This window comes from Aurantimicrobium minutum (genome assembly GCF_029892845.1).
In the GTDB taxonomy this organism is placed as follows: domain Bacteria; phylum Actinomycetota; class Actinomycetes; order Actinomycetales; family Microbacteriaceae; genus Aurantimicrobium; species Aurantimicrobium minutum_B.
Genome location: NZ_JARXVT010000004.1, coordinates 135,361 through 157,024, shown reverse-complemented (window position 1 = coordinate 157,024; position 21,664 = coordinate 135,361). Strand labels below are relative to the sequence as shown.

General features: G+C 49.9%; 21 protein-coding genes. 11 read left to right on the top strand and 10 right to left on the bottom strand.

What is annotated here, in order from left to right:
- Window positions 1-21 precede the first annotated feature (21 nt).
- From hisD to M2118_RS06750, 3 genes are read left to right on the top strand one after another with little or no spacing between them, the layout of a single operon-like run.
- Window positions 22-1,338, top strand: coding sequence for a histidinol dehydrogenase (hisD, locus tag M2118_RS06760; protein WP_280795162.1), 1,317 nt, complete (start codon window positions 22-24; stop codon window positions 1,336-1,338).
- Window positions 1,339-1,342: 4 nt separating this feature from the next.
- Window positions 1,343-1,807: a transcriptional regulator NrdR gene (nrdR, locus tag M2118_RS06755; RefSeq protein WP_280795161.1), complete on the top strand. Its 465-nt coding sequence runs from the start codon at window positions 1,343-1,345 to the stop codon at window positions 1,805-1,807.
- 3 nt (window positions 1,808-1,810) lie between these two features.
- Window positions 1,811-2,872: a quinone-dependent dihydroorotate dehydrogenase gene (locus tag M2118_RS06750; protein WP_432418385.1), complete on the top strand. Its 1,062-nt coding sequence runs from the start codon at window positions 1,811-1,813 to the stop codon at window positions 2,870-2,872.
- A gap of 4 nt (window positions 2,873-2,876) precedes the next feature.
- Here the strand turns inward: M2118_RS06750 and M2118_RS06745 are convergent, their stop codons facing one another.
- Entirely contained in the window at window positions 2,877-3,443 is a 567-nt protein-coding gene (locus tag M2118_RS06745; RefSeq protein WP_280795160.1) for a DUF3043 domain-containing protein, read from the bottom strand.
- Between the two features lie 42 nt (window positions 3,444-3,485).
- On the opposite strand from M2118_RS06745, the gene M2118_RS06740 reads away from it, so the two are divergent.
- The 6 genes from M2118_RS06740 (at window position 3,486) to M2118_RS06715 (ending at window position 9,179) form a co-directional block, all read left to right on the top strand.
- Complete coding sequence (locus tag M2118_RS06740) at window positions 3,486-4,868, top strand: dipeptidase (RefSeq protein WP_280795159.1); 1,383 nt, start codon at window positions 3,486-3,488, stop codon at window positions 4,866-4,868.
- An 82-nt stretch (window positions 4,869-4,950) separates the two neighbouring features.
- A complete protein-coding gene (gene erpA / locus M2118_RS06735) occupies window positions 4,951-5,307 on the top strand; it encodes an iron-sulfur cluster insertion protein ErpA (protein ID WP_280795158.1) in 357 nt (118 codons plus the stop codon).
- Window positions 5,308-5,442: 135 nt separating this feature from the next.
- Window positions 5,443-6,333 (top strand): aa3-type cytochrome oxidase subunit II, encoded by an 891-nt coding sequence (ctaC, locus tag M2118_RS06730; RefSeq protein ID WP_280795157.1) that lies wholly within the window; start codon window positions 5,443-5,445, stop codon window positions 6,331-6,333.
- Window positions 6,334-6,345: 12 nt separating this feature from the next.
- Complete coding sequence (ctaD, locus tag M2118_RS06725; protein ID WP_280795156.1) at window positions 6,346-8,064, top strand: aa3-type cytochrome oxidase subunit I; 1,719 nt, start codon at window positions 6,346-6,348, stop codon at window positions 8,062-8,064.
- Window positions 8,065-8,069: 5 nt separating this feature from the next.
- Window positions 8,070-8,489: an aa3-type cytochrome oxidase subunit IV gene (gene ctaF / locus M2118_RS06720; protein WP_280795155.1), complete on the top strand. Its 420-nt coding sequence runs from the start codon at window positions 8,070-8,072 to the stop codon at window positions 8,487-8,489.
- A 75-nt stretch (window positions 8,490-8,564) separates the two neighbouring features.
- A complete protein-coding gene (locus M2118_RS06715; RefSeq protein ID WP_280795154.1) occupies window positions 8,565-9,179 on the top strand; it encodes a GyrI-like domain-containing protein in 615 nt (204 codons plus the stop codon).
- Window positions 9,180-9,229: 50 nt separating this feature from the next.
- On the opposite strand, the gene qcrB is transcribed toward M2118_RS06715, so the two are convergent.
- From qcrB to ctaE, 4 genes are read right to left on the bottom strand one after another with little or no spacing between them, the layout of a single operon-like run.
- A complete protein-coding gene (gene qcrB / locus M2118_RS06710) occupies window positions 9,230-10,831 on the bottom strand; it encodes a cytochrome bc1 complex cytochrome b subunit (protein ID WP_280795153.1) in 1,602 nt (533 codons plus the stop codon).
- Window positions 10,828-11,892, bottom strand: a complete 1,065-nt coding sequence (gene qcrA / locus M2118_RS06705; protein ID WP_280795152.1) for a cytochrome bc1 complex Rieske iron-sulfur subunit — start codon at window positions 11,890-11,892, stop codon at window positions 10,828-10,830. The genes qcrB and qcrA overlap by 4 nt, the downstream gene beginning before the upstream one ends.
- Before the next feature lie 40 nt (window positions 11,893-11,932).
- Window positions 11,933-12,727: a cytochrome bc1 complex diheme cytochrome c subunit gene (gene qcrC, locus M2118_RS06700; protein WP_280795151.1), complete on the bottom strand. Its 795-nt coding sequence runs from the start codon at window positions 12,725-12,727 to the stop codon at window positions 11,933-11,935.
- A gap of 34 nt (window positions 12,728-12,761) precedes the next feature.
- Window positions 12,762-13,391 carry an aa3-type cytochrome oxidase subunit III gene (gene ctaE / locus M2118_RS06695; RefSeq protein WP_280795150.1) on the bottom strand — a complete coding sequence of 210 codons (630 nt, stop codon included), beginning with the start codon at window positions 13,389-13,391 and terminating at the stop codon, window positions 12,762-12,764.
- Between the two features lie 77 nt (window positions 13,392-13,468).
- On the opposite strand from ctaE, the gene trpD reads away from it, so the two are divergent.
- Window positions 13,469-14,521 carry an anthranilate phosphoribosyltransferase gene (trpD, locus tag M2118_RS06690; protein WP_280795149.1) on the top strand — a complete coding sequence of 351 codons (1,053 nt, stop codon included), beginning with the start codon at window positions 13,469-13,471 and terminating at the stop codon, window positions 14,519-14,521.
- On the opposite strand, the gene glpK is transcribed toward trpD, so the two are convergent.
- The 5 genes from glpK to M2118_RS06665 all read right to left on the bottom strand — a co-directional run bounded on the left by glpK (window position 14,518) and on the right by M2118_RS06665 (window position 20,947).
- Complete coding sequence (glpK, locus tag M2118_RS06685) at window positions 14,518-16,050, bottom strand: glycerol kinase GlpK (protein WP_280795148.1); 1,533 nt, start codon at window positions 16,048-16,050, stop codon at window positions 14,518-14,520. The genes trpD and glpK overlap by 4 nt on opposite strands.
- A gap of 39 nt (window positions 16,051-16,089) precedes the next feature.
- Window positions 16,090-17,274, bottom strand: a complete 1,185-nt coding sequence (locus M2118_RS06680; protein ID WP_280795147.1) for an MFS transporter — start codon at window positions 17,272-17,274, stop codon at window positions 16,090-16,092.
- An 18-nt stretch (window positions 17,275-17,292) separates the two neighbouring features.
- On the bottom strand, window positions 17,293-18,504 hold the full coding sequence (locus M2118_RS06675) for an MFS transporter (RefSeq protein ID WP_280795224.1): 1,212 nt from the start codon (window positions 18,502-18,504) through the stop codon (window positions 17,293-17,295).
- Window positions 18,504-19,424 carry a DMT family transporter gene (locus M2118_RS06670; RefSeq protein WP_280795146.1) on the bottom strand — a complete coding sequence of 307 codons (921 nt, stop codon included), beginning with the start codon at window positions 19,422-19,424 and terminating at the stop codon, window positions 18,504-18,506. The genes M2118_RS06675 and M2118_RS06670 overlap by 1 nt, the downstream gene beginning before the upstream one ends.
- A gap of 134 nt (window positions 19,425-19,558) precedes the next feature.
- Entirely contained in the window at window positions 19,559-20,947 is a 1,389-nt protein-coding gene (locus M2118_RS06665) for an NAD(P)/FAD-dependent oxidoreductase (protein ID WP_280795145.1), read from the bottom strand.
- Between the two features lie 103 nt (window positions 20,948-21,050).
- On the opposite strand from M2118_RS06665, the gene M2118_RS06660 reads away from it, so the two are divergent.
- Window positions 21,051-21,647 carry an HdeD family acid-resistance protein gene (locus M2118_RS06660; protein WP_280795144.1) on the top strand — a complete coding sequence of 199 codons (597 nt, stop codon included), beginning with the start codon at window positions 21,051-21,053 and terminating at the stop codon, window positions 21,645-21,647.
- Window positions 21,648-21,664 lie beyond the last annotated feature (17 nt).

Here is a 21,664-nt window from a genome sequence, read left to right as displayed (position 1 = left end):
CGGAATTAGACTGGACTTCTGATGATTCGTACTCTTGACCTGCGTGGTTCACGTCCTACTCGTGCTCAATTCTTGGGGCTTATTCCTCGCACTGAGCTAGATGTAGATACGGCACTTGATGTTGCCAGTGAGATCATTACTGCTGTCCGCACAGACGGTTCGCTTGCCTTACGAGAGCAAGCTCTGCGTTTGGACAATGTGTCAGAATATGAAATTCGTGTACCTCAAACACACATCGATGAAGCAGTTGCTGGACTTTCACCTGAGCTTCGAAGCTCACTAGAAACTGCCATTTCGCGTGTCAGGGTTGGCTCTCAGGCTCAAGTTCCACCAGCAGTCAGCTCTGAAATTGCTTCAGGTGCTGTGATTACTCAGCGTTGGCAGCCAGTTGAACGTGTGGGACTTTACGTTCCTGGTGGAAAAGCTGTCTATCCCTCAAGCGTCATTATGAATGTTGTTCCTGCACAGGTTGCCGGTGTTCGTTCAATCGCCTTAGCTTCTCCGCCGCAGGCTCACTTCGGTGGTCGCGTACACCCCACAATTCTTGCTGCCGCTGGTCTTTTAGACGTGAATGAAATTTATGCCATGGGTGGGGCCGGAGCTATCGGCGCTTTTGCTTACGGTGTGGAAGATCTTGATCTCGTGCCGGTGAATGTTGTTACTGGTCCTGGCAATGTCTATGTTGCGGCTGCGAAGCGCCTTGTACGTGGCCGTGTGGGGATTGATTCTGAGGCTGGACCAACAGAAATTCTTATCATTGCTGATTCGTCGGCCCGTGCTGAATACGTTGCTGCTGACCTCATATCTCAAGCGGAACACGATGAAATGGCCTCCGCCGTCCTGGTAACGGACTCTGTCGAACTCGCTGCTGCGGTCGAAGCAGAAATCAGCAAACAGGCATGCGCTACTCCACACTCAGCTCGAGTAAAAATTGCTCTTGAGGGGCCACAATCAGCAATAGTTCTCGTTGATGATCTTTCCGTCGCCGTCGACTTCTCCAATGCTTATGGCCCTGAACACCTAGAGATTCAAAGCGAACACGCTTCCCAACTGGTTACTCAGATAACCAACGCCGGAGCTGTATTCGTCGGAGACTTCACTCCCGTCAGCCTGGGTGACTACTCCGCCGGTTCTAATCACGTTCTCCCTACAGCTGGACAAGCTTTGTTCTCCTCTGGCCTCGGGGCATACACATTCTTACGGCCACAACAAATCATTGAGTACAGCAAAGATGCACTCAAAGAAGTTGCTCAGGGTATTCGTGTGTTGGCCGATGATGAAGATTTACCCGCACACGGTGATGCTGTAGATATCCGTTTCAACACAGAGGACAATTAGTCGAATGTATTGCCCCTTTTGTCGCCATTCAGACTCCCGAGTAATTGACTCGCGAACAAGTGACGATGGACTTTCTATCCGTCGTCGACGCCAGTGCCCAGAGTGCAATGGCCGCTTCTCAACGCTTGAGACAGCTTCTTTGTCCGTGATCAAACGTTCAGGAGTCGTCGAATCTTTCAGCCGTGAAAAGGTTGTTGCGGGTGTTCGTAAGGCATGTCAAGGTCGTCCCGTGACTGATGCCGATCTTGCAGTGTTGGCTCAAAAGGTAGAAGAAACCATTCGTGCCACCGGTGCTTCTCAAATTGAAGCCAACGAAATTGGCCTGGCCATTTTGCCGTCCTTACGTGAACTCGATGAAGTTGCGTATCTCCGATTCGCCAGTGTTTATCAGGCGTTTGACTCGCTTGAAGATTTCGAAGTGGCTGTTCAGACGCTTCGTTCTGAGCGTCAAAACGGTCAGGCTGAGTAAGTAGTGGTAACTCACAACGGGGAACACTCGTTCTATAACCTGATTTTCAAAGGGTTCTTTAAATACCTTGATCCTGAGGATGCACATCACCTCGGTGCATTGGTAATCAAACTTGCAGGACTGCCAGGTATCCGTGGAATCAAGCATGCGGCCAGCAAACCTGTGCCGGAACTGCATGTTCAGGCCTTAGGTTTGCACTTCGACTCTCCCTTTGGAATGGCGGCAGGGTTCGACAAGGATGTCACCATGGTTTCCGGGCTATATGCACTTGGTTTTGGCCATGTTGAAGTCGGGACTCTGACTGCTCATGCTCAGCCAGGCAACCCAAAACCACGCCTGTTTCGACTTATCCCTGATCGTGCACTGATTAATCGAATGGGTTTCAATAACGGGGGAGCGGCAGCAGCTGTCCCTCGTTTGAAGAAGCTTCGCGCGCTGAAACATCGTCCAGTTATTGGTGTGAACATTGGTAAGTCCCGCATTACTGAAGTTGAGAATGCGATTGAGGATTACCTCATCAGTTCACAACTTCTAGCACCTTTGGCTGATTACCTCGTTGTCAACGTCAGCTCACCGAATACCCCTGGACTTCGTGGCCTACAGGAAATATCTCACTTGAAGCCGCTGCTCGAAGCAGTGAAGTCCGCTGCAGGCTCCACCCCTCTTTTGGTGAAGATTGCACCAGATCTCACAGAGGAAGAAATCGCTGAAATTGCTCAGTTGGCAGTCACTCTCAAGTTAGATGGAATCATTGCCACCAACACCACAATTAGTCGTGATGGTCTCATATCAGATCCAGACAAAGTGGCAGCTATTGGCGCTGGCGGTCTCTCGGGTGCACCTTTGGCATCGCGCTCACTAGAGGTACTCAAGCAGATAAGAGCTATTGTTCCAGCTGAAATGTGCATTATTTCTGTCGGCGGTATCGAGACAGCGCAACAAATACAAGAGCGTCTTGATGCTGGTGCAACCTTGGTTCAGGGATACTCAGCTTTTGTTTACAACGGCCCTCTGTGGGCAATCAAAATGAACCGCGTTTTGAAGAAGATCGCAGCTCAACGCTAATTACTTAGCTGGGGTATTGGCGGCGTGCTACCTGAGGCTTGGGCAAGCGAAGAGGTCGCATTTGAAGGCTACGCATACCTGCATACCAACGAACGCCCTTATCGACCGATCCGAATTTAGCTGTAACACGCTTGCGTAGCTGCACACCCAAAATCATGACATCGGTCAGGGCGATAAAGAAGAAAGCCCAGAGCACTAGGAATGAGCTTTCCTGCACAGGAAGACTAGGAATGAACGTCATGATGATGACCAAGAACATAAAGGGAACCATCAGTTCGCCAACGTTGTAACGGGCATCGACAAAATCGCGAGCAAACTTCTTCTGAGGACCACGGTCACGCATGGGGAGGTAACGCTCGTCTCCAGCAGCAAGTCCAATTCGCTGCTTGTTGCGCTGCTCATTCATGCGTGCACGTTCCAAACGAGCTGCTTCCTTGCGGTCGCTGGGAACGAGAGGTCGCTTATTTGCAGCTTCTCTTTCTTTGCGACTAGGGGTTGCGTGACCTTTGCCAGCACCGTTTTCATCAACAGTTGAGTCTGCAGTGATGTTTTCTTCAGAGTTCTTAGCCACGATGTTCCTTTGTTTGAAAGCTTCGACCATAAGATTACCGGCATGACTGCTTCAATTTCTGACGTTCGTGCAATGGTGTCACAAGCTTTTCCGCAATCAATGCACGATCTCACGCAATTGGTCCGTATCCCTTCGGTTTCCTGGTCTTCTTTTGATCCATCACAGGTGGTGAAGAGTGCTGAACAAGTTGCTGAGTTGGCTCGTGGAACAAATTTGTTTGACACAGTTCACATCCTGAGAGCGATGAAGTCAGATAGCGACGAATTGGGACAGCCCGCTGTTGTTGCGAGACGTCAGGCAGCTCAAGGAAAGCCCACGATTCTGCTTTACGCCCACCATGATGTTCAACCTCCGGGTGACCTGGCGGTGTGGGTGAGTGAACCATTTGAACCAATTGAGAAAGACGGACGTCTTTTTGGTCGTGGTGCAGCAGATGACAAGGCGGGCATCATGGCTCATATTTCAGCTCTTCGTCTTCTTCCGGAACTTGTTGAGAATGTTGATTTGGGGATTGTTCTCTTTGTTGAAGGAGAAGAAGAATTTGGCTCCCCGTCATTTGAGAACTTCTTGAAAGATCATCACGCCTTGCTCGAGGCAGACGTCATTGTTGTTGCCGACTCAGGGAACTGGGATCTTGAAACGCCAGCACTCACTACTACGTTGCGGGGGAATGCCACGTTCAAACTCACGGTGCGAACTTTGGATCATGCATTGCATTCCGGCATGTTTGGTGGTGCTGTGCCAGATGCCTTTATGGCTTTTGCCAAGCTGACCTCTTCGTTCTATTCCGAAACTGGCTCAGTTCAGGTTGAGGGACTTACTCGTTCAATTGCCCAGATACCTGAGTATGAAGATGACCAAATGAGACTCGAAAGCGGTGTCCTAGACGCAGTCTCTCTTATCGGTGATGGACATGTGCTTGAACGACTGTGGTCGCAGCCTTCGATCACAGTTACAGGCATGGACATTCCAGATGTCGCCAATGCTTCAAACACATTACTCCCTAGTGTTTCTGCTCGCATCAGCGTCAGGGTTGCACCAGGTCAATCAGCTTCAGATGCTTTCGAAGCTGTCCGTCACCACATTCTCAATAACGTTCCATATGGAGCTCAGGTTGATTTTGAAGACATTAATTTAGGCGAATCGTTCTCTACTGACACAAGTGGTTGGGCAGCACAATCGATTTCTCACTCTCTAACTACTGCCTGGGGGAAAGATGTCGTTGAGATGGGTGTGGGCGGATCCATTCCCTTTATCTCCAGCTTTGTGTCAGCTTTTCCAACTGCACAAGTTTTAGTCACGGGAGTTGAAGATCCCGATTCTCGAGCACACAGCCCAAATGAGTCTTTGCATATTGAGTCTTTTGAACGAGCTATCGTTGCGGATCTTCTATTTCTTGCGGAATGCAATTCTCGTGAACTTTGAGTTCTCAGGAATATTGCAGGCAACATTCACCTTGTCCTTTTAGAATAGAAATACCCCAGACAAACCCTTCCAAGGAGTGGAAATGACTGAAACGACAACCGCTGAGACCAAAGCACACGGCGTTGGTCTCACCGATGCTGCTGCTCAGAAAGTTCGCGCACTCCTGGAACAGGAAGGTCGCGATGATCTTCGACTACGAATTGCCGTGCAACCAGGCGGATGTTCGGGGCTGATTTACCAGCTGTACTTCGATGAGCGCACTATGGACGCCGATGCGGTTGTTGATTTTGAGGGAGTTGGAGTTGTTGTCGACAAGATGAGCGTTCCTTATCTCGATGGCGCAACTATCGACTTTGAAGACACCATCCAGAAGCAGGGTTTCACCATTGATAACCCCAATGCTGAAGGAAGCTGTGCCTGCGGAGACTCTTTCCACTAACGAACTTCCTTTTCGCTTCTGAGGAGCGAAAATCCAGCACGTTGCTACACATTCACAGCCCTTTCTGAGGGTAGAGTTGAAATGTTCGGGATAGATATGTTTCGAATTTGAACAAGTGTTTGTGAAAGGCCAATAGTGCGTTCTACACGTCGAATCCGATGGGCTGCAGTTCCAATTGCAGCAACGCTCGTACTTGCCCTGTCGGCATGTACCGATCAGGAGCTCGCGGGTTACATGCCCGGCTTCGTATCTGGGGCTGCTCCAGTTACAAACCACACCCAGCTCGTTACTGATTTCTGGGTGAACAGCTGGATTATTCTTCTCGCAATCGGATTCATTGCTTGGGGCCTCATGCTCTGGTCGATGGTTGTCTACCGCCGCCGCAAGACCGACACCGGACTTCCTGTTCAATTGCGCTACAACATGCCAATCGAAATTCTTTTCACTGTCATCCCTTTGATCCTCATCATTGGTCTTTTTGCTCTCACTGCTCGTGATGAAGAAGTCATTGAGCAGCGTTTTGATAACCCTGATGTCACCATTCAAGCTTTTGGAAAGCAGTGGGCTTGGGACTTCAACTACACCGATGAAGATGTCTACTATTCAGGCATCCAGGTTCAGCCCGATCTTTCAGAAGGAGCTGAACAAGGTTCTGTTCTTGAATCTTCAATCCCGACCCTTTACTTGCCTGTTGGCAAAAAGGTCGAAATTCAGCTCAACGCTCGCGACGTTATCCACTCTTTCTGGGTCATCGACTTCCTCTACAAGAAGGACATGATTCCAGGTAAGACAAATGTCATGTCAATCATTCCTGAGCGCGAAGGTACCTACGCAGGAAAGTGTGCAGAGCTCTGTGGTGAATTCCACTCTCAGATGCTTTTCCAGGTCAAGGTTGTTTCCCAAGAGGAATATGACGCGTACATCGAGAGCTTGCGTGAGCAGGGCTTTGAAGGTCAGCTCGGAACCGAGTATGACCGTAACAAGAACCAAGCGAATGTTGTTGCATCCGCTACCGAGTCGAAGTAGTAGGGAAAAGCGATGAGTGCAACTCTTACTCCCACCCCTGTTGTAACCACAACAAGCAAGCCTCAGACTGTTGGCGTCACACGTCCAGTGTCTAAGGGAAACATTGTTGTGAAGTGGTTGACCTCGACCGACCACAAGGTCATTGGTCACATGTACAACATCACAGCCATTTTGTACTTCCTTCTTGGTGGCGTCATGGCTCTGATCATCCGTGCTCAGCTCTTCGCTCCAGGTCTCAACGTTTTGCAGACCAAAGAGCAGTACAACCAGATGTTCACCATGCACGGAACCATCATGCTCTTACTGGTGGCAACACCTCTGTTTGCGGGTTTTGCTAATGCAATTCTCCCAATTCAACTTGGTGCTCCAGACGTTGCATTCCCACGTTTGAACATGCTTTCTTTCTGGTTCTACTTCTTCGGTGCATTGATTACTGTTGGTGGATTCCTCACCCCTCAGGGCGCAGCAAGCTTCGGTTGGTTTGCCTATGCTCCTCTTTCGACGTCGACGTTCTCACCTGGCATCGGTTCAAACATGTGGGTGATGGGTCTTGCTCTTGGTGGCTTCGGAACAATCATGGGTTCGGTGAACTTCATCACCACCATCATCACCATGCGTGCTCCTGGTATGACAATGTTCCGTATGTCGATTTTCTCGTGGAACATTCTTGTGACCTCGATCTTGGCCATTCTCGTGTTCCCCGTTCTTGCAGTAGCACTCTTCGGTCTAGCTGCTGACCGCATCTTCGGCGCACACGTCTACGACGCTGCTACTGGTGGAGCAATTCTCTGGCAGCACATGTTCTGGTTCTTCGGTCACCCAGAGGTTTATATCCTTGCCCTCCCGTTCTTTGGTGTGGTATCGGAAATTATTCCTGTATTCAGCCGAAAGCCCATCTTTGGTTACAAGACATTGGTTTACGCAACCATCTCGATTGGTGCTCTTTCAATGACTGTGTGGGCACACCACATGTACGTCACGGGCTCTGTACTTCTGCCATTCTTCGCTCTGCTGACAATGCTTATTGCAGTACCAACCGGTGTGAAGATTTTCAACTGGATCGGAACAATCTTCCGCGGTTCAGTAACCTTCGAGACGCCAATGATGTTCGCACTGGCATTCATCTTCAACTTCGTCTTCGGTGGTCTGACTGGAATTATCCTGGCTTCGCCAGTTCTTGACTTCCACCTGTCTGACTCCTACTTCATCGTGGCTCACTTCCACTACGTCATTGTCGGAGCTTTGATCTTTGCAATGTTTGGTGGTTTCTACTTCTGGTGGCCAAAGTGGACCGGAAAGATGCTCAACGAGCGTTTGGGTATGTGGCACTTCTGGTTGTTCTTCATCAGTTTCCACATGACCTTCCTTGTACAGCACTGGCTAGGTGTTGTGGGAATGCCACGTCGTTACGCAACCTACTTGCCTGAAGATGGGTTCACCTGGATGAACCAGCTCTCCACTATCGGTGCATTCTTGATGGCAGTTTCATTTCTTCCATTCGTTTTGAATGTGTACCTCACCGCACGTTACGGCGCAAAAGTCACGGTCAACGACCCATGGGGTTACGGACGTTCACTCGAGTGGGCGACAGCTTGTCCTACACCTCGACACAACTTCACTTCGATCCCACGTATCCGCAGCGAGTCTCCTGCGTTCGACCTGAACCACCCTGAGCTTGCTCCTAGTGGTTACACCAGTCAGCCTGCACTCGCCGGAAAGGTAAAGGCCTAACAACAATGAAAAATAATATTGTTATCCTTTTGGTTCTAGGGGCGTATTTCCTCCTGTCAGGTGTCGCCTACATCGTTTGGAACCACCTGGCCGGTAATGAGTTTGAAGCTACTGGTTCTCTTGGCCTTTTGCTTTCTGCAGTTCTTGCAGCATTCATTGCGTTCTTCTTGAACATGGTTAACCGCTCTCAAGGTGGAATTCTCCTCCCTGAGGACATGCCAACAGCAGATATCGATGATGCAGATCCCAACATCGGACATTTTGCTCCTTGGAGCTGGTGGCCATTAGTGCTTGGCTTCTCAGTTGGTCTTGCATTCCTCGGTCTTGCAGTTGGTTTCTGGATTATTTTCTTGGCTATTCCATTTGTCCTTGTGGCAATCACTGGATGGACCTACGAGTACTACCGTGGGAACTTCGGTCACTAGATCGTAATCTTCACGAAAAGGCCTCAGATTCGCTTCTGAGGCCTTTTCTTTATGCTGAGAGGTAACGTCGTTCATATGTCAGAGAAACTTGATTTCAAGAAGTATTTGAAGAGCTTCTATGCGCCAAAGAATTCAGACTTCGAGTTGGTAGAGCTTCCGCCTCTTCGGTATCTCGCTCTGGACGGATCGGGTTCACCTGAAAGTGACGAATTTAGCATGGCAATCCAAGCGTTGTATTCCACTGTCTACCCGCTCAAATTCATCTCTAAAGCGGCAACTGGAAAAGATTATGTAATCCCTCCGCTAGAAGCTTTGTGGTGGGCCGAGGATTATTCTGTATTCACCGAAAACAAAAGAACTTCCTGGAAGTGGACATTACTTTCCATAATTCCGGAGTGGGTTACCGAAGAGCATTTCAACGCTGCCTTGGCCAAAGCCCTCGCTAAAGGCAGTGATTGTGCAGCAAGCATAGAGTTGAGATTCATTACTGAGGGGCTTTCTTATCAAGCACTCTACACAGGCCCCTTCTCTGGGGAAGGTGCTGTGCTATCCACTTTGCACGATGTCGTGATGCCAGAGAACGGCTATACCTTCAACGGTCTTCATCATGAGATTTATCTCAGCGATATGCGCAGGACAGCACCTGACAAGCTCAAAACGATCTTGAGGCAGCCAGTAAAACCTCTATAGCTGTAGATATGAAGAAAGCCCCTCCGAAGAGGGGCTTTCTGTCTGTGTGCTTAGTGGTGAGCGTGCTCGAGAGCTTGCTTGTATTCTTCCTGCGAAACAGGAGCAATACGGTCTTCGAAGAAGAAACGAGACATTGATGCTCGCATTCGCATGCCAGCAGTGATCTTTCCCTGAGGGTTAGGTCGAAGCATGATGGGAGCATTGTCGTTGTAGGAGACAAGCTGCCAACGGTCATATGCGTCAAGCTGCTGGTGCACCTCGGTGTACTCGCCACCGGGAAGACGAACCACGCGACCTGTTTCGAAACCGTGAAGGAGAATCTCACGATCCTTCTTTTGAAGAGCCAGAGCAATTCGCTTTGCGGTCATAAAGGCGATGATGGGAGCAACAATCAGCATAATCTGCAGAGTGTTGATGACACCTTCCATTGTTACCTTGAAGTGCGTAGCAATGATGTCCGAAGAAGCTGCTGCCCAGAGGACTGCGTAGAAGGTAACACCAGCAGCACCGATTGCGGTACGTACAGGTGCGTTACGTGGGCGGTCAAGCAGGTGGTGTTCACGCTTGTCGCCAGTAACCCAAGCTTCTACAAAGGGGTAGGCAAATGCTGCTGCGAGGAAAACAACGAGGAGCAGAACAGGAATGATGATGTTCCACGACCAGGTGTAGCCGAACCAGTAGGTCTCGAGGTGTGGTGGAACCAGACGGAGCGCACCATCAGCAAAACCGATGTACCAGTCAGGCTGTGTACCTGCAGACACAGGGGAGGGGTCGTATGGACCGTAGTTCCAAATCGGGTTGATGGTTACTGTTGCACCGATAAGTGCTACAACACCGAATACCAGGAAGAAGAATCCACCAGCCTTTGCTGCGTAAACAGGAAGGATGGGGAAACCGACTACGTTCTCTTCTGTCTTTCCGGGGCCAGGGTACTGAGTGTGCTTGTGAATGATGACGAACATCAAGTGAAGCACGATGAAAATCAGAACAAAGGCAGGAAGAAGAAGAATGTGCAGTGAGTACAAACGGCCCACAATGTCGGATCCTGGGAACTCTCCACCGAAGAGGAGGAACGTAATCCATGTACCAACAACGGGAAGACCAAGGACCATTCCGTCAATGATTCGAAGACCGTTACCGGAAAGCAGATCATCAGGAAGTGAGTAACCGGTGAAGCCTTCCGCCATTGCGAGAACGAACAGGACGAAACCAATCGACCAGTTCAATTCGCGAGGCTTGCGGAATGCGCCAGTGAAGAAGACGCGGAGCATGTGGAGACCGATGCTCGCTACGAAGAGAAGCGCTGCCCAGTGGTGAATCTGACGCATGAGCAAGCCGCCACGGATATCGAAGGAGATATCCAGGGTAGAGGCCATTGCTGCCGACATCTCGATTCCCTTGAGGGGAACGTAAGAGCCTTCGTAGTGGACAGGCGTCATCGAAGCCTGGAAGAAGAAGGTAAGGAAGCTACCGGTCAGAAGGATGATGACGAAGCTGTAGAGAGCAACTTCACCCAGAAGGAATGACCAGTGATCGGGGAATACCTTGCGACCGAATTCCTTGACAGCACCCGAAATACTGGTGCGTTCGTCGAGGTAGTTCGAGAATTTTCCTACGACACCACTTTGCGCAGGTGCAGTTACGTTACTCAATTAGCACGCTCCCAGAAGCTAGGTCCTACAGGTTCGGTGAAATCGCTTGTTGCAACGAGGTAACCCTCTGCGTCAACAGTGATGGGAAGTTGGGGGAGAGGGCGAGCTGCAGGTCCAAAGATCACAGCACACTCATTCGCAATATCGAACTGCGATTGGTGGCAGGGGCACAGGAGGTGATGTGTCTGCTGCTCGTAGAGGGCAACAGGGCAACCAACGTGAGTACAAATCTTCGAGTAAGCGACGATTCCCTCATAAGACCAGCTTTCGCGTTCCTCGCTGGTCCAGTTCAGATCTTCCTTCTTCAAACGAACTAGAAGAACTGCAGCCTTTGCCTTTGCATCGAGCATCTCGTGCTCGGGAAGATCTACGAGACCTTCAGGAATGACCTGGAAAGCGGAACCAATGGTGAGTTCCGACGCCTTGATTGGAGTTCCCTGTGGGTCACGAGTCAAACGCATACCCTTCTTCCAGAAGGTGTGCTTGAGCTCGTTATTAGGGTCAACATCCATTGGTGCAAGTCCGCGGAAGAGCGCAATTGCAGGAAGTGGGAATGCAATCAATGCGCCAATGAGACCGTTACGAATGAGTGTACGACGGCTAAATCCAGATTCTTCATCAGATTCACGGAAGATTTCTACAGCACGTGCACGAGTTTCCTCTGTGCCTCGAACTGGGTGGCGGTGATCAATGGCTTCCTTGTCAGACATAACTGCCTTGCCCCAGTGGACAGCAGCAATACCAATAGCAAGAAGAGAGAAAGCAATACCAAGACCGAGGTACAGGGTGTTCATTCGAACCGAGTGAACATTTTCAGGCTCGATGGGGAAGAACATGTAAGCGTAGACAGCGAACACGCTGGCTGCGATTGACAGGTAGAACAAGACGTAGACAACACGTTCTGCACGCTTGGCAGCCTTGGGATCAAGGTCGGTTACACGTGGACGGTGGGGTGGCAAACCAGGGTTAGCGAATGCATCTGGTGCAACAACACCTGTTCCTGTTGCTTCTGCGCTGTTCGCAGGAACGATATCGGCTTTGCCACTCTCGTTCTTAGCCATGTTTCTCCTCAAGATTCTTACTAAACTCGTCGTGAAAGTCTTAGTTTGACTTCGCAGTGACCCACACGGTCAAGGCAACAATTGCACCCAGGCCGAATACCCACAGGAAGAGACCTTCAGAAACTGGACCCAAGTTGCTAAGTTCCAAACCACCAGCAGAAGGGTTTTCCTGAATGTAGGTCAGGTAAGAGATGATGTCTTTCTTCTCTTCAGGGGACAGGTTCAAGTCATTGAATACAGGCATGTTCTGAGGGCCAGTAAGCATTGCTTCGTAAACGTGAACGGCAGCAACACCCTTGAGTTCTGGTGCGTACTTACCTTCGGTAAGTGCTCCACCAGCGCCAGCAACGTTGTGGCACATTGCACAGTTGATGCGGAAGAGCTCTCCACCGTTGGAAACATTTCCACCTTCAAGCTCAGACTGAGCTGGGATAGCTGGACCAGGTGCCAGAGAAGCTACATAAGCAGCAAGTGCTTTGGTCTGCTCGTCAGTGAACTGAACAGGCTTCTGTTCAGCCTGTGGGCCGGACATCTGCATAGGCATACGACCAGTACCAACCTGGAAATCAACCGCAGCTGAACCAACACCGATCAAGCTTGGACCGTTAGCAGTTCCTTGAGCTTGCTGGCCGTGGCATGTTGAGCAGTTAGCAGCGAACAGCTTCTGACCCTCGTCGATGACAGCGGGGGAGCTGAGGTCAACGGAGGCACTAGCTGATGCGGTGCTGAGAGCTGCATATGCTCCACCGGTTGCTACGAGGCCAATCAAGATGAGTGCAACAGAAGCCAATGGACCACGACGACCGTTACGTCGAGTTGCTTTTGATTCAGACATGTTCTTACGCATGAAGTTCAATACCGTCCGTTTGTTATCTGAGTACGTAGATGACGAGGAAGAGGCCAATCCAGACCACGTCCACGAAGTGCCAGTAGTAGGAAACAACAATGGCGCTCGTTGCTTCCTTGTGTCCGAAGTTCTTGACAGCAAATGCGCGTCCAATGACGAGCAAGAAGGCGATCAAACCACCGGTTACGTGAAGACCGTGGAAACCAGTTGTCAGGTAGAAGGCCGTTCCGTAAGCATTTCCGTTGAACGTAATTCCTTCACTGACCAACATGGCGTATTCGTAGACCTGACCAGTCACGAAGATCGCGCCGAGGACATAAGTGAGGAAGAACCATTCAACCATTCCCCACTGAGAAGGCTTCCAACCTGTAGCGCGTGACTGAAGTCGTTCTGCAGCAAACACACCAAACTGAGCCGTCACTGAGGACGAAACCAGAATGATTGTGTTGGTCAAAGAGAACGGGAAGTTCAACAATGCGGAGTCTTCTGCCCACATTTCAGGCACTGCTGCGCGCAATGTGAAATAGATGGCAAAGAGGCCAGCGAAGAACATAACTTCGCTTCCAAGCCAAACAATTGTTCCGACCGCAACAGGGTTGGGTCGACTCACAGAAGACGATAAGGGGGCTGGTGTAATAGTGGCTGCTGTCACCCTTCCATTATGCCGGAATTCACATTCCTCATGGGTGCAATCGACTCTCGCCACGCTGTGCAAGTACCCTGTTAGCTATGGCGGAAAACATCTCCTGGGCAAATTTGCTCAGTGCAATCCTGAGCGGAACTGACTTATCCATTTCAGAAGCTGAATGGGCAATGAATCAGATCGTGACGGGAAACGCGACTAATGCTCAAATTGCCGGCTTCCTTATTGCTTTGCGCGCTAAGGGGGAGGCTGTACATGAGGTTGTTGGTTTCCGAGATGCTGTTCTAGCCAATGCCCTTGATTTACCCGTGCCTGCTATGGCCCTGGACATTGTTGGCACCGGGGGAGATCGCCACAACACGGTGAATATCTCAAGCACCGCAGCAATCGTTGCTGCCGCAGCAGGTATTCCCGTTGTAAAGCATGGAAATAGGGCAGCCAGTAGCGCTTCTGGGTCTTCCGATGTCCTTTCTGAACTCGGCATTAATCTCAACCTCTCCAACACTGAGGTTGCTGATGTACTCAATGAGACAGGCATTACTTTCGCCTACGCAGCTGCATTTCACCCTGGTTTTCGTCATGTTGCCGAAGCTCGTCGCGAACTCGGTGTGCCCACCATCTTCAATGTTTTAGGGCCTTTGTGTAATCCAGCCCGCCCGGAAGCTTCCGCGGTCGGTGTTGCACAGCTTGACCGTGTCCCTTTGATTACCGGTGTTTTCCGCACTCGAGATGCGACAGCTCTTGTTTTCCGTGGTGATGATGGATTAGATGAGCTGACGACAACAGGTCACAGTCACATTTGGGAAGTATCACGCGGCCAAATTGTTGAACACGACTTAGATCCTTCTGATCTGGGCATTGCTCGAGCAAATTTGGAAGATTTCCGCGGGGGAGAACCCTCTTACAACGCACAGATTCTTAAGGACACTCTCGCCGGAGAACGGGGGGCTGTTAGGGACATTGTTCTGCTCAATGCAGCTGCTGGTCTTGTTGCTTATGACCTTGCAAAAGATTCATCACAGGTCCTTCGACCAATTACTGAGCGTCTGTCTGAAAAGCTTGTGATCGCTTCAGAATCTATCGATTCCGGCAGGGCAACACTTCAGCTTGAGAAGTGGATAGCGGCAACTCAGCGTTAAAGTTGAATTGAATCCTCATCAATCCAGTTCAGGCTCTTTTCAACTGCCTTGTTCCAAACTCTGAGGAGTTTTGCGCGTTCAGAATCGTCAATCTGAGGAAGCCAGCGCTTTTCTTCTTGCCACAAACCTCGAAGTTCATCGGTATTTGCCCAGAAACCTACAGCTAATCCAGCTGCATAAGCAGCACCTAATGCCGTCGTTTCAGCAATAACTGGTCGAATAACGGGTACACCCAGCAGGTCTGCTTGAAATTGCATCAAGAGTTCGTTGGCGATCATTCCACCGTCTACGCGCACTTCTGACAGCTTTACGCCGGTATCTGCATTTGTTGCGTCTAATACTTCACGGGTTTGAAAAGCAACGGCTTCCAACGCGGCTCGAGCAATGTGAGCTTTATTCACGAAACGGGTCAGACCCACAATCGCTCCTCGGGCATCTGGTCGCCAGTGAGGAGCAAAAAGACCGCTGAACGCTGGAACAAAATACGCACCGCCGTTGTCCGGAACAGACAGAGCAAGTGTCTCCACTTCACTGGCGGAAGAAATGATCCCCAGGTTGTCGCGTAGCCATTGAATCAGCGAACCCGTGACAGCGATCGAACCTTCAAGGGCGTAATGGGCATTTCCGTTACCGAGTTTGTAGGCGACAGTTGTGAGAAGACCGTTCTGGGAATGAACAATATCTTCACCTGTATTGAAGATGAGGAAGTTGCCTGTTCCGTATGTGTTTTTTGCTTCACCACGGGTGAAAGCTGCTTGACCGAAAGTTGCAGCTTGTTGATCTCCCAGAATCCCGGAGACAGGCACACTCGTAAGCGGAGCTATTGCTGTCCCATAAATTTCAGACGATGACGCAATTGTGGGAAGTATTTCACTAGGTATTTCGAAAGAAGAAAGTAATTCTTCATCCCATGAAAGTGATTCAAGGTTCATCAACAAAGTTCGTGACGCGTTTGTCACATCCGTGACATGCTTACCGCCGTTGATTCCACCTGTGAGGTTCCAGAGCAACCAGGTATCGATGGTCCCGAAAGCGAGTTCACCAGCATGTGCACGTTCCAGAGTGCCTGGAACGTTACGCAGAATCCATACAATTTTTGACGCTGCAAAGTAGGTCGCAAGCGGCAACCCTGTCTTGTTCTTGTAACGATTCACGTCAGGAACTGCAAGCCCAGCAGATGCAACGGCATCAATGATGGATTGAGTTCTGGTGTCTTGCCAGACAATCGCGTTATATACGGGAATGCCTGTGGCCTTGTCCCATAGAACTGTCGTTTCACGCTGATTGGTGATTCCTACAGCTGATATATCTTCAGGGCTTGCCCCTGCTTGTTCCAGTGCTAATTCGATGACTCTGACAGTGTTAGCCCAGATTTCAAGTGGATCATGTTCGACCCACCCACTCTTAGGAAATATTTGAGTGGTTTCGAGTTGACCAGTCCCACATTTGTTACCGGCATGGTCAAAGAGAATTGCCCTCGTACTGGTTGTCCCGTTATCAATGGCCAGAACGTAACGTGGCTTGTTCATGTCAGAAATCTATCAGCGCAAGTGTGAGCCACGGGGAAGTCAGTCTTGTGCCAGTGGCTTTGCTGCACCAGCAAAATACACTGCGCAGGCAACAAAGAAGGCAAGCAGATAGAACATATTGAGGAGGCCCCAGGCCTGGCCTAAGAAGCCAAGAAGTGGGGGACCAACCAAGAAGGCGATGTATCCAAACGTCGTAACTGTCGCAACGCGTTGAGAAGAGTTTTCGCCATCTGCAGCAGCTGAAATGAAGAGTGGGAAACCTAATGCCACACCGGCACCCCACAGAGCTGCACCTACCCAGGCGAGATAAATCGTGGGGGAGAGGATCACAATCAAAATGCCAAGTACTCCTGCAATACCGAGAAGTCGAAGAGCAAAAACACGACCGAAACGGTCAACAAGTTTGCCGCCTGAGAAACGAGTGATGACCATGGCCAACGTCATAATCGCGAAGGTAATTCCAGCGGTTGTGGTGTCGAGTTTATAGTCATCAACAACTGAGAGAGCTAACCAGTCGTTCGAGCCGCCCTCGGCAAGCGAGAGCCCCATGATTCCAAGCCCAAGGAACAGTATCCGACGAGAAAGAACAACACGTTCACGCTTCGCTTTCACGCCGGCAGTTGTGACGAGAGACTTGCCAGTATCAGCAGGCAATTTCTTGTAGGTGAACCACGCGATTGAGGTTGTAATGATTGCGATAACAATCATCTGAATCACAAGAGAGAACTGGGTGATGATCGCGATAGTGCCGATCCCAGCACCTGCTAATGCTCCCAAACTGTAGGCTCCATGAAGTTGTGGAAGCAGACTTTTGCCGCGTGCTTTTTCGAGTTCCGCACCCTCGACATTGATTCCCACATCGCCGATTCCGTAACCTAAGCCTGCAACTAATCCACCAATTGCCACACCTAGAGGTGCTTCACCAATCAGAGAGAGCGCTTGAATTACCTGACCAATACCCAGGGTGGTGAAACCAACAACTACAGCGGCTCGGGCTCCGAAACGTGCAACAAACCTTCCGGAGAGCAGCAGTGACGTGAGGGCTCCGACAGAGCCAGCAAAAAGTACCCAACCCAGTATTGAGGTTGACACATTGATGTAACTACGCACTTCAGGCAAGCGGACAAGCCACGATGCACCACCTACGCCAAAAACGAGGAAGTAGGCAAAGAGAATGATTGCTTGGGAGCGAAACGACTTTGTTCCGCCAACAGGAGTCGACATGTAGTTATTGAATCACATTCATCGACGCGCGTCGACAGTTGTGTGTGTTCGTGTCGCACGATTGAAGGCCATTCCTGCCATGAGGAGGAAGAAGGGCACCAGGAATGCTGTGAATAGGCCTGCGACTTGACCAATGAAGCCCAATAGCGGGGGACCGGTAATTCCAGAAGCATTACTAGAAATCCACAGCACACCTACTCGTGAGCTTGCGAGACGAGGTTCTTCTGAAACTGCGGAGACGCATAAAGGGAACCCGACAGAGTTACCAAGCCCCCACAAGGCTGCACCTACAAGAGGTAACGCAATAAATCCAGTCAATATCACTACGAGAATTCCAGCTGCTGTTAACGCTCCAAAAAGCAGAATTGATCGAGAACGACCAAGCTTGTCAACGACCAAACCACCACTAAGTCTTCCAACAGCCATGGCCCCAGCGAACACTGTAAAAGAAGCTGTAGCGATGGCACTTGATAGCCCCGCATCTACAAGCGCGATGGGAAGCCAAGTGCTTGCTGTGCCTTCTGCCAGGTTAAAGCCGATAACAATGAATGCAACCATGAGCGTTTGAGGCTCACGCCAGACAGAACGACGTTCCTTTGCAGAAGGGATTGTTCGTATTTCTTCGGTATTCATGTTGTCGTGTACATGCTTACCTGATTCTTCAGGGAGTTTCGTCAGAACAAATGCGGTGCCAAGCAACACCACAATGGACATAAGGATGAAGTTCATTTGAACATTTATGCCGGCAACGATGGCAACTGTTCCAATTGCGCCACCGATAAGTGAACCAAGGCTGAAAGCTCCATGGAGAGAAGGAAGCAAGCTCTTTGTTGAATTTCGATCAACGTTCGCCCCCTCAATATTGATGGCAAGTCCGCCAGCACCACCGGACATACCAACCAGAATCAGTAGAGCAGTTGATAAAACGAGGTTTCCTTGTTGAGAGAAAATTCCTAGAAAAGCTAACGCAATCGCACCGATTGCATATGAAGAAATTAGAACGAGTCGAACTCCATAATGGGCGATTATTCGCCCTGCAGCTAAAAGTCCAACGAGAGAACCTATCGCCATTGCAAGGGTGAATAAACCCATTTGAGCTGTATCAAGCCCCAGCAATTTCTGTATTTCAGGTGTCCTACTCACCCACGTGGAGAAAAAGAGACCCTGGATACCAAACGAAAAGAATGTGTACCAGTACCAACTTCGTGGTGAAAGCTTTTTTGTGGTCATCACTTACTAACACTAGAGGGTTCAAAGGTTTTCACACGTGCCCTCACAGCTGTAAACGCAAGCGCAATAATCACGGCTCCACCAATGAGGATGTCAGGGGTGAGAACTTCTCCAAGAATCAGTGCAGACCACAGCAAGGTGAATACGGGCTGACTCAGCTGAACCTGACTCACGGATGTCATAGGTCCAATAGCGAGGCCGCGATACCAGGCGAAAAATCCTAGAAACATACTGAATACAGCTGTATATAGAAAACAAAGCCATGCAACTGGTTCCTGTGACAAGGGAACGAGCCACGCATTTACGGCAGTCAGGGGAGCCATGAGAGGTAATGAGATGATCAGTGCCCAGCAAATGGTCTGCCAAGAACCCAGTTCCCTGGAGAGTAATCCACCCTCGGTATAACCAATAGCTGCTAGCACGACTGCAAGGACCAAATAGATATCTGGAAGGCTCACTCCTGAAAAGCCACTTCCGAGTGTCAGGAAGACCACAACAGCAGCTGCACCAGCAATTGAGGCAAACCAAAAGAGAACACTTGGCCGTTCACCAGTCCTAATCACGACAAAAAGAGCCGTAACTGCCGGAAGTAGAGCAATAACGACAGTTCCATGCGCTGAGGGCACGCTCTGCAGTGCTAAAGAGGTAAATAAAGGGAAACCAACAACTACTCCAAGAGCAACAACAGTGAGACGAAATACTTGGCGTCGGTTAGGCCTCTGCGGTCTCACGATTGCAAAAGCAATGAGTGCAAACATGGCAGCTAGTGTCGCTCGGCCCGTTGTCATGAAAAAAGGACTGATTGTCTCTACTGCCACTCGGGTGAAGGGGAGTGTGAAGGAAAAAGCAAGTATTCCGAGCAAACCCCACAGAACACCTGCATAGTGAGAAATCCGAGGCTTTGGAAAAGTAGTGCTCATTCCTGAACTCTATGAATCAATTCGTAGAAGAGTCAAAGTTGTAGCCCTCAATTGTTACGAATCAGTGAGGAGTGATCAGTACTGACGGGAAATTTATAACCTGACATAATGTGTATTATCGGACTAATACCCAATTAATGACGCCCAGTTATCTTGTTAGCAAGTGTTGCCACTACGGACGTGCGTGTAGAACTACTTCGTTGTTCTCGTGAGTCAGCAAAACCATAAGCAGCGTACAAACCATGAGTAGCAATCCACCTCAAAGGTTCAGGTTCCCAATTTCTCACTTGATGGTTTACCCAGGGCAAAGCCGTCAGATCACTTTGTCTACCCAATATGAGGTCTGTCAGAGTTCGACCTGCCAGGTTAGTTGTGGTCACGCCTGTCCCCACGTAACCACCAGCCGAACCCTCTCCTGTGGAACTGACATAATTCACAGCAGCTGACCAGTCACGTGGGACGCCAAGAACACCAGACCAGACATGTTCAAATTCAAAATTGGCAGTCTGCGGGAAATGTGTGCGCGTCAGATTCATCAACGTGTGAACTGTGGCTTCTTGTGCCGTGCCGTTCGTATCTGTTCTCGAACCGAAACGGTAGGGCACTCCCCTGCCTCCCATGGCAATTCGATTATCTGCAGTCCTCTGAGCATAGAAATACACATGGGCCATATCTCCCAAAGTTTCGCTGCCAGTCCAGCCAATGTCATCCCATACGCCCTCGGGCAACGGCTCAGTGACAATAATCGAAGAATTCATGGGTAGAACTTGTCTGTGCACGCCTTTGAGGTTGGCTGTGAAGCCCTCTGTGGCTCGAATGACGTGATCAGCGGTAATAATGCCTCGCGCAGTGATTGCTTGATGTGGACGGATTTCATCCACTGTGGTGTCTTCATAGAGTTCAACCCCGAGGTTGAGTATTAACTGACGAAGGCCTTGTGCCAATTTCGCAGGTTGAATACGTGCACAGTGAGGGTGCCAAATGGACGAGACTACGTTTGGCATAGAGATTCGGGACAACGTTTCTGAGCTGCCAAAGACTTGTACCTCGTCGTAACCCCACGAATGTTCATCTTCTGCCCACTCAATCAAGCGCGCATGCTGTGCAGGATTGAAAGCGACATTGAGTTCGCCACCTTTGACGATGTCGGCACTAATTCCCTCGGCCTCACACACTCGGATCACTTCGTCGACTGTGTGGTTCATAGCTGCCTGCATGGCCAGTGCAGATTCCTTGCCATGTGAAGAAACGTACTGGTCCCGTCCTCCTGTTACTGAATTTGTGAGCCAGCCACCATTTCGTCCTGAAGCTCCGAAACCAGCAAACTGTTGTTCAAATACGACGACCCTGAGGTGAGGAGCAGCTTTTTTAAGATAGTAAGCAGTCCACATGCCGGTGTAACCAGCTCCGACAATGCAAACATCACACGTCAAGGATTCTGCGAGAGAGGGAGTTCTTGAAGGGAATCCTGCTTCGGTGTACCAGAAAGACACATTGCCGTTGATGAGTGAGGAGTTGGCCACAGCATCAGACTGCCAATTTCCACCGACCGGCGCAAGCAATAAACCGAAACAGGTGCCAGGGAATTATCCTGATACTGCGTTCTACGCTTACAAAGGAGCTCTTATGTCCAATTCTTCCCCTGACGTTCAGGGTTTCGCTTTCTACGGCGATGGCCACGAAACTGCGAAACAAACCATCAAAGTCATCCGTACTGGTCTGATTATTGGTGCGATTCTTTCAGCACTTTTCGGAGTCCTTATCCTCACTGCTACCGGACAGGTTCTTGAAGTAGTTGCTGTTCTGTTCGGTATTTACTTCATCGTTCGTGGTGCTGTAAGACTGGGAACAGGCTTGTTCTCTGGCGCATTCGGCGGAGTTGGCCGTGCACTGAACATCATCATTGGCCTGTTGCTTCTCGTTGTTGGCGTACTTGCCGTCATTCACCCGGCAGAAATTCTTGCCGTTATCGGCATCCTTATCGGTGTCTCGTGGATTATTGACGGAATTGTCAGCATGGTTGAATCTTCCAAGTCTCCGTCCAAGGCGTTTTCCATCGTTGCAGGAATCATTTCTGTCATCGCTGGAATCGTTGTTGTCCTGCTTCCCCTTGAGGGTGTAGCTGTGCTGACAATGATCGCTGGAATCTTCCTGTTGGTGATTGCAGTCGCACAAATCATTGGTGCAATCATGATTGGCAAAGCAGCAAAGAACACAATCTAAAGTTTTTGCTTCTAAAT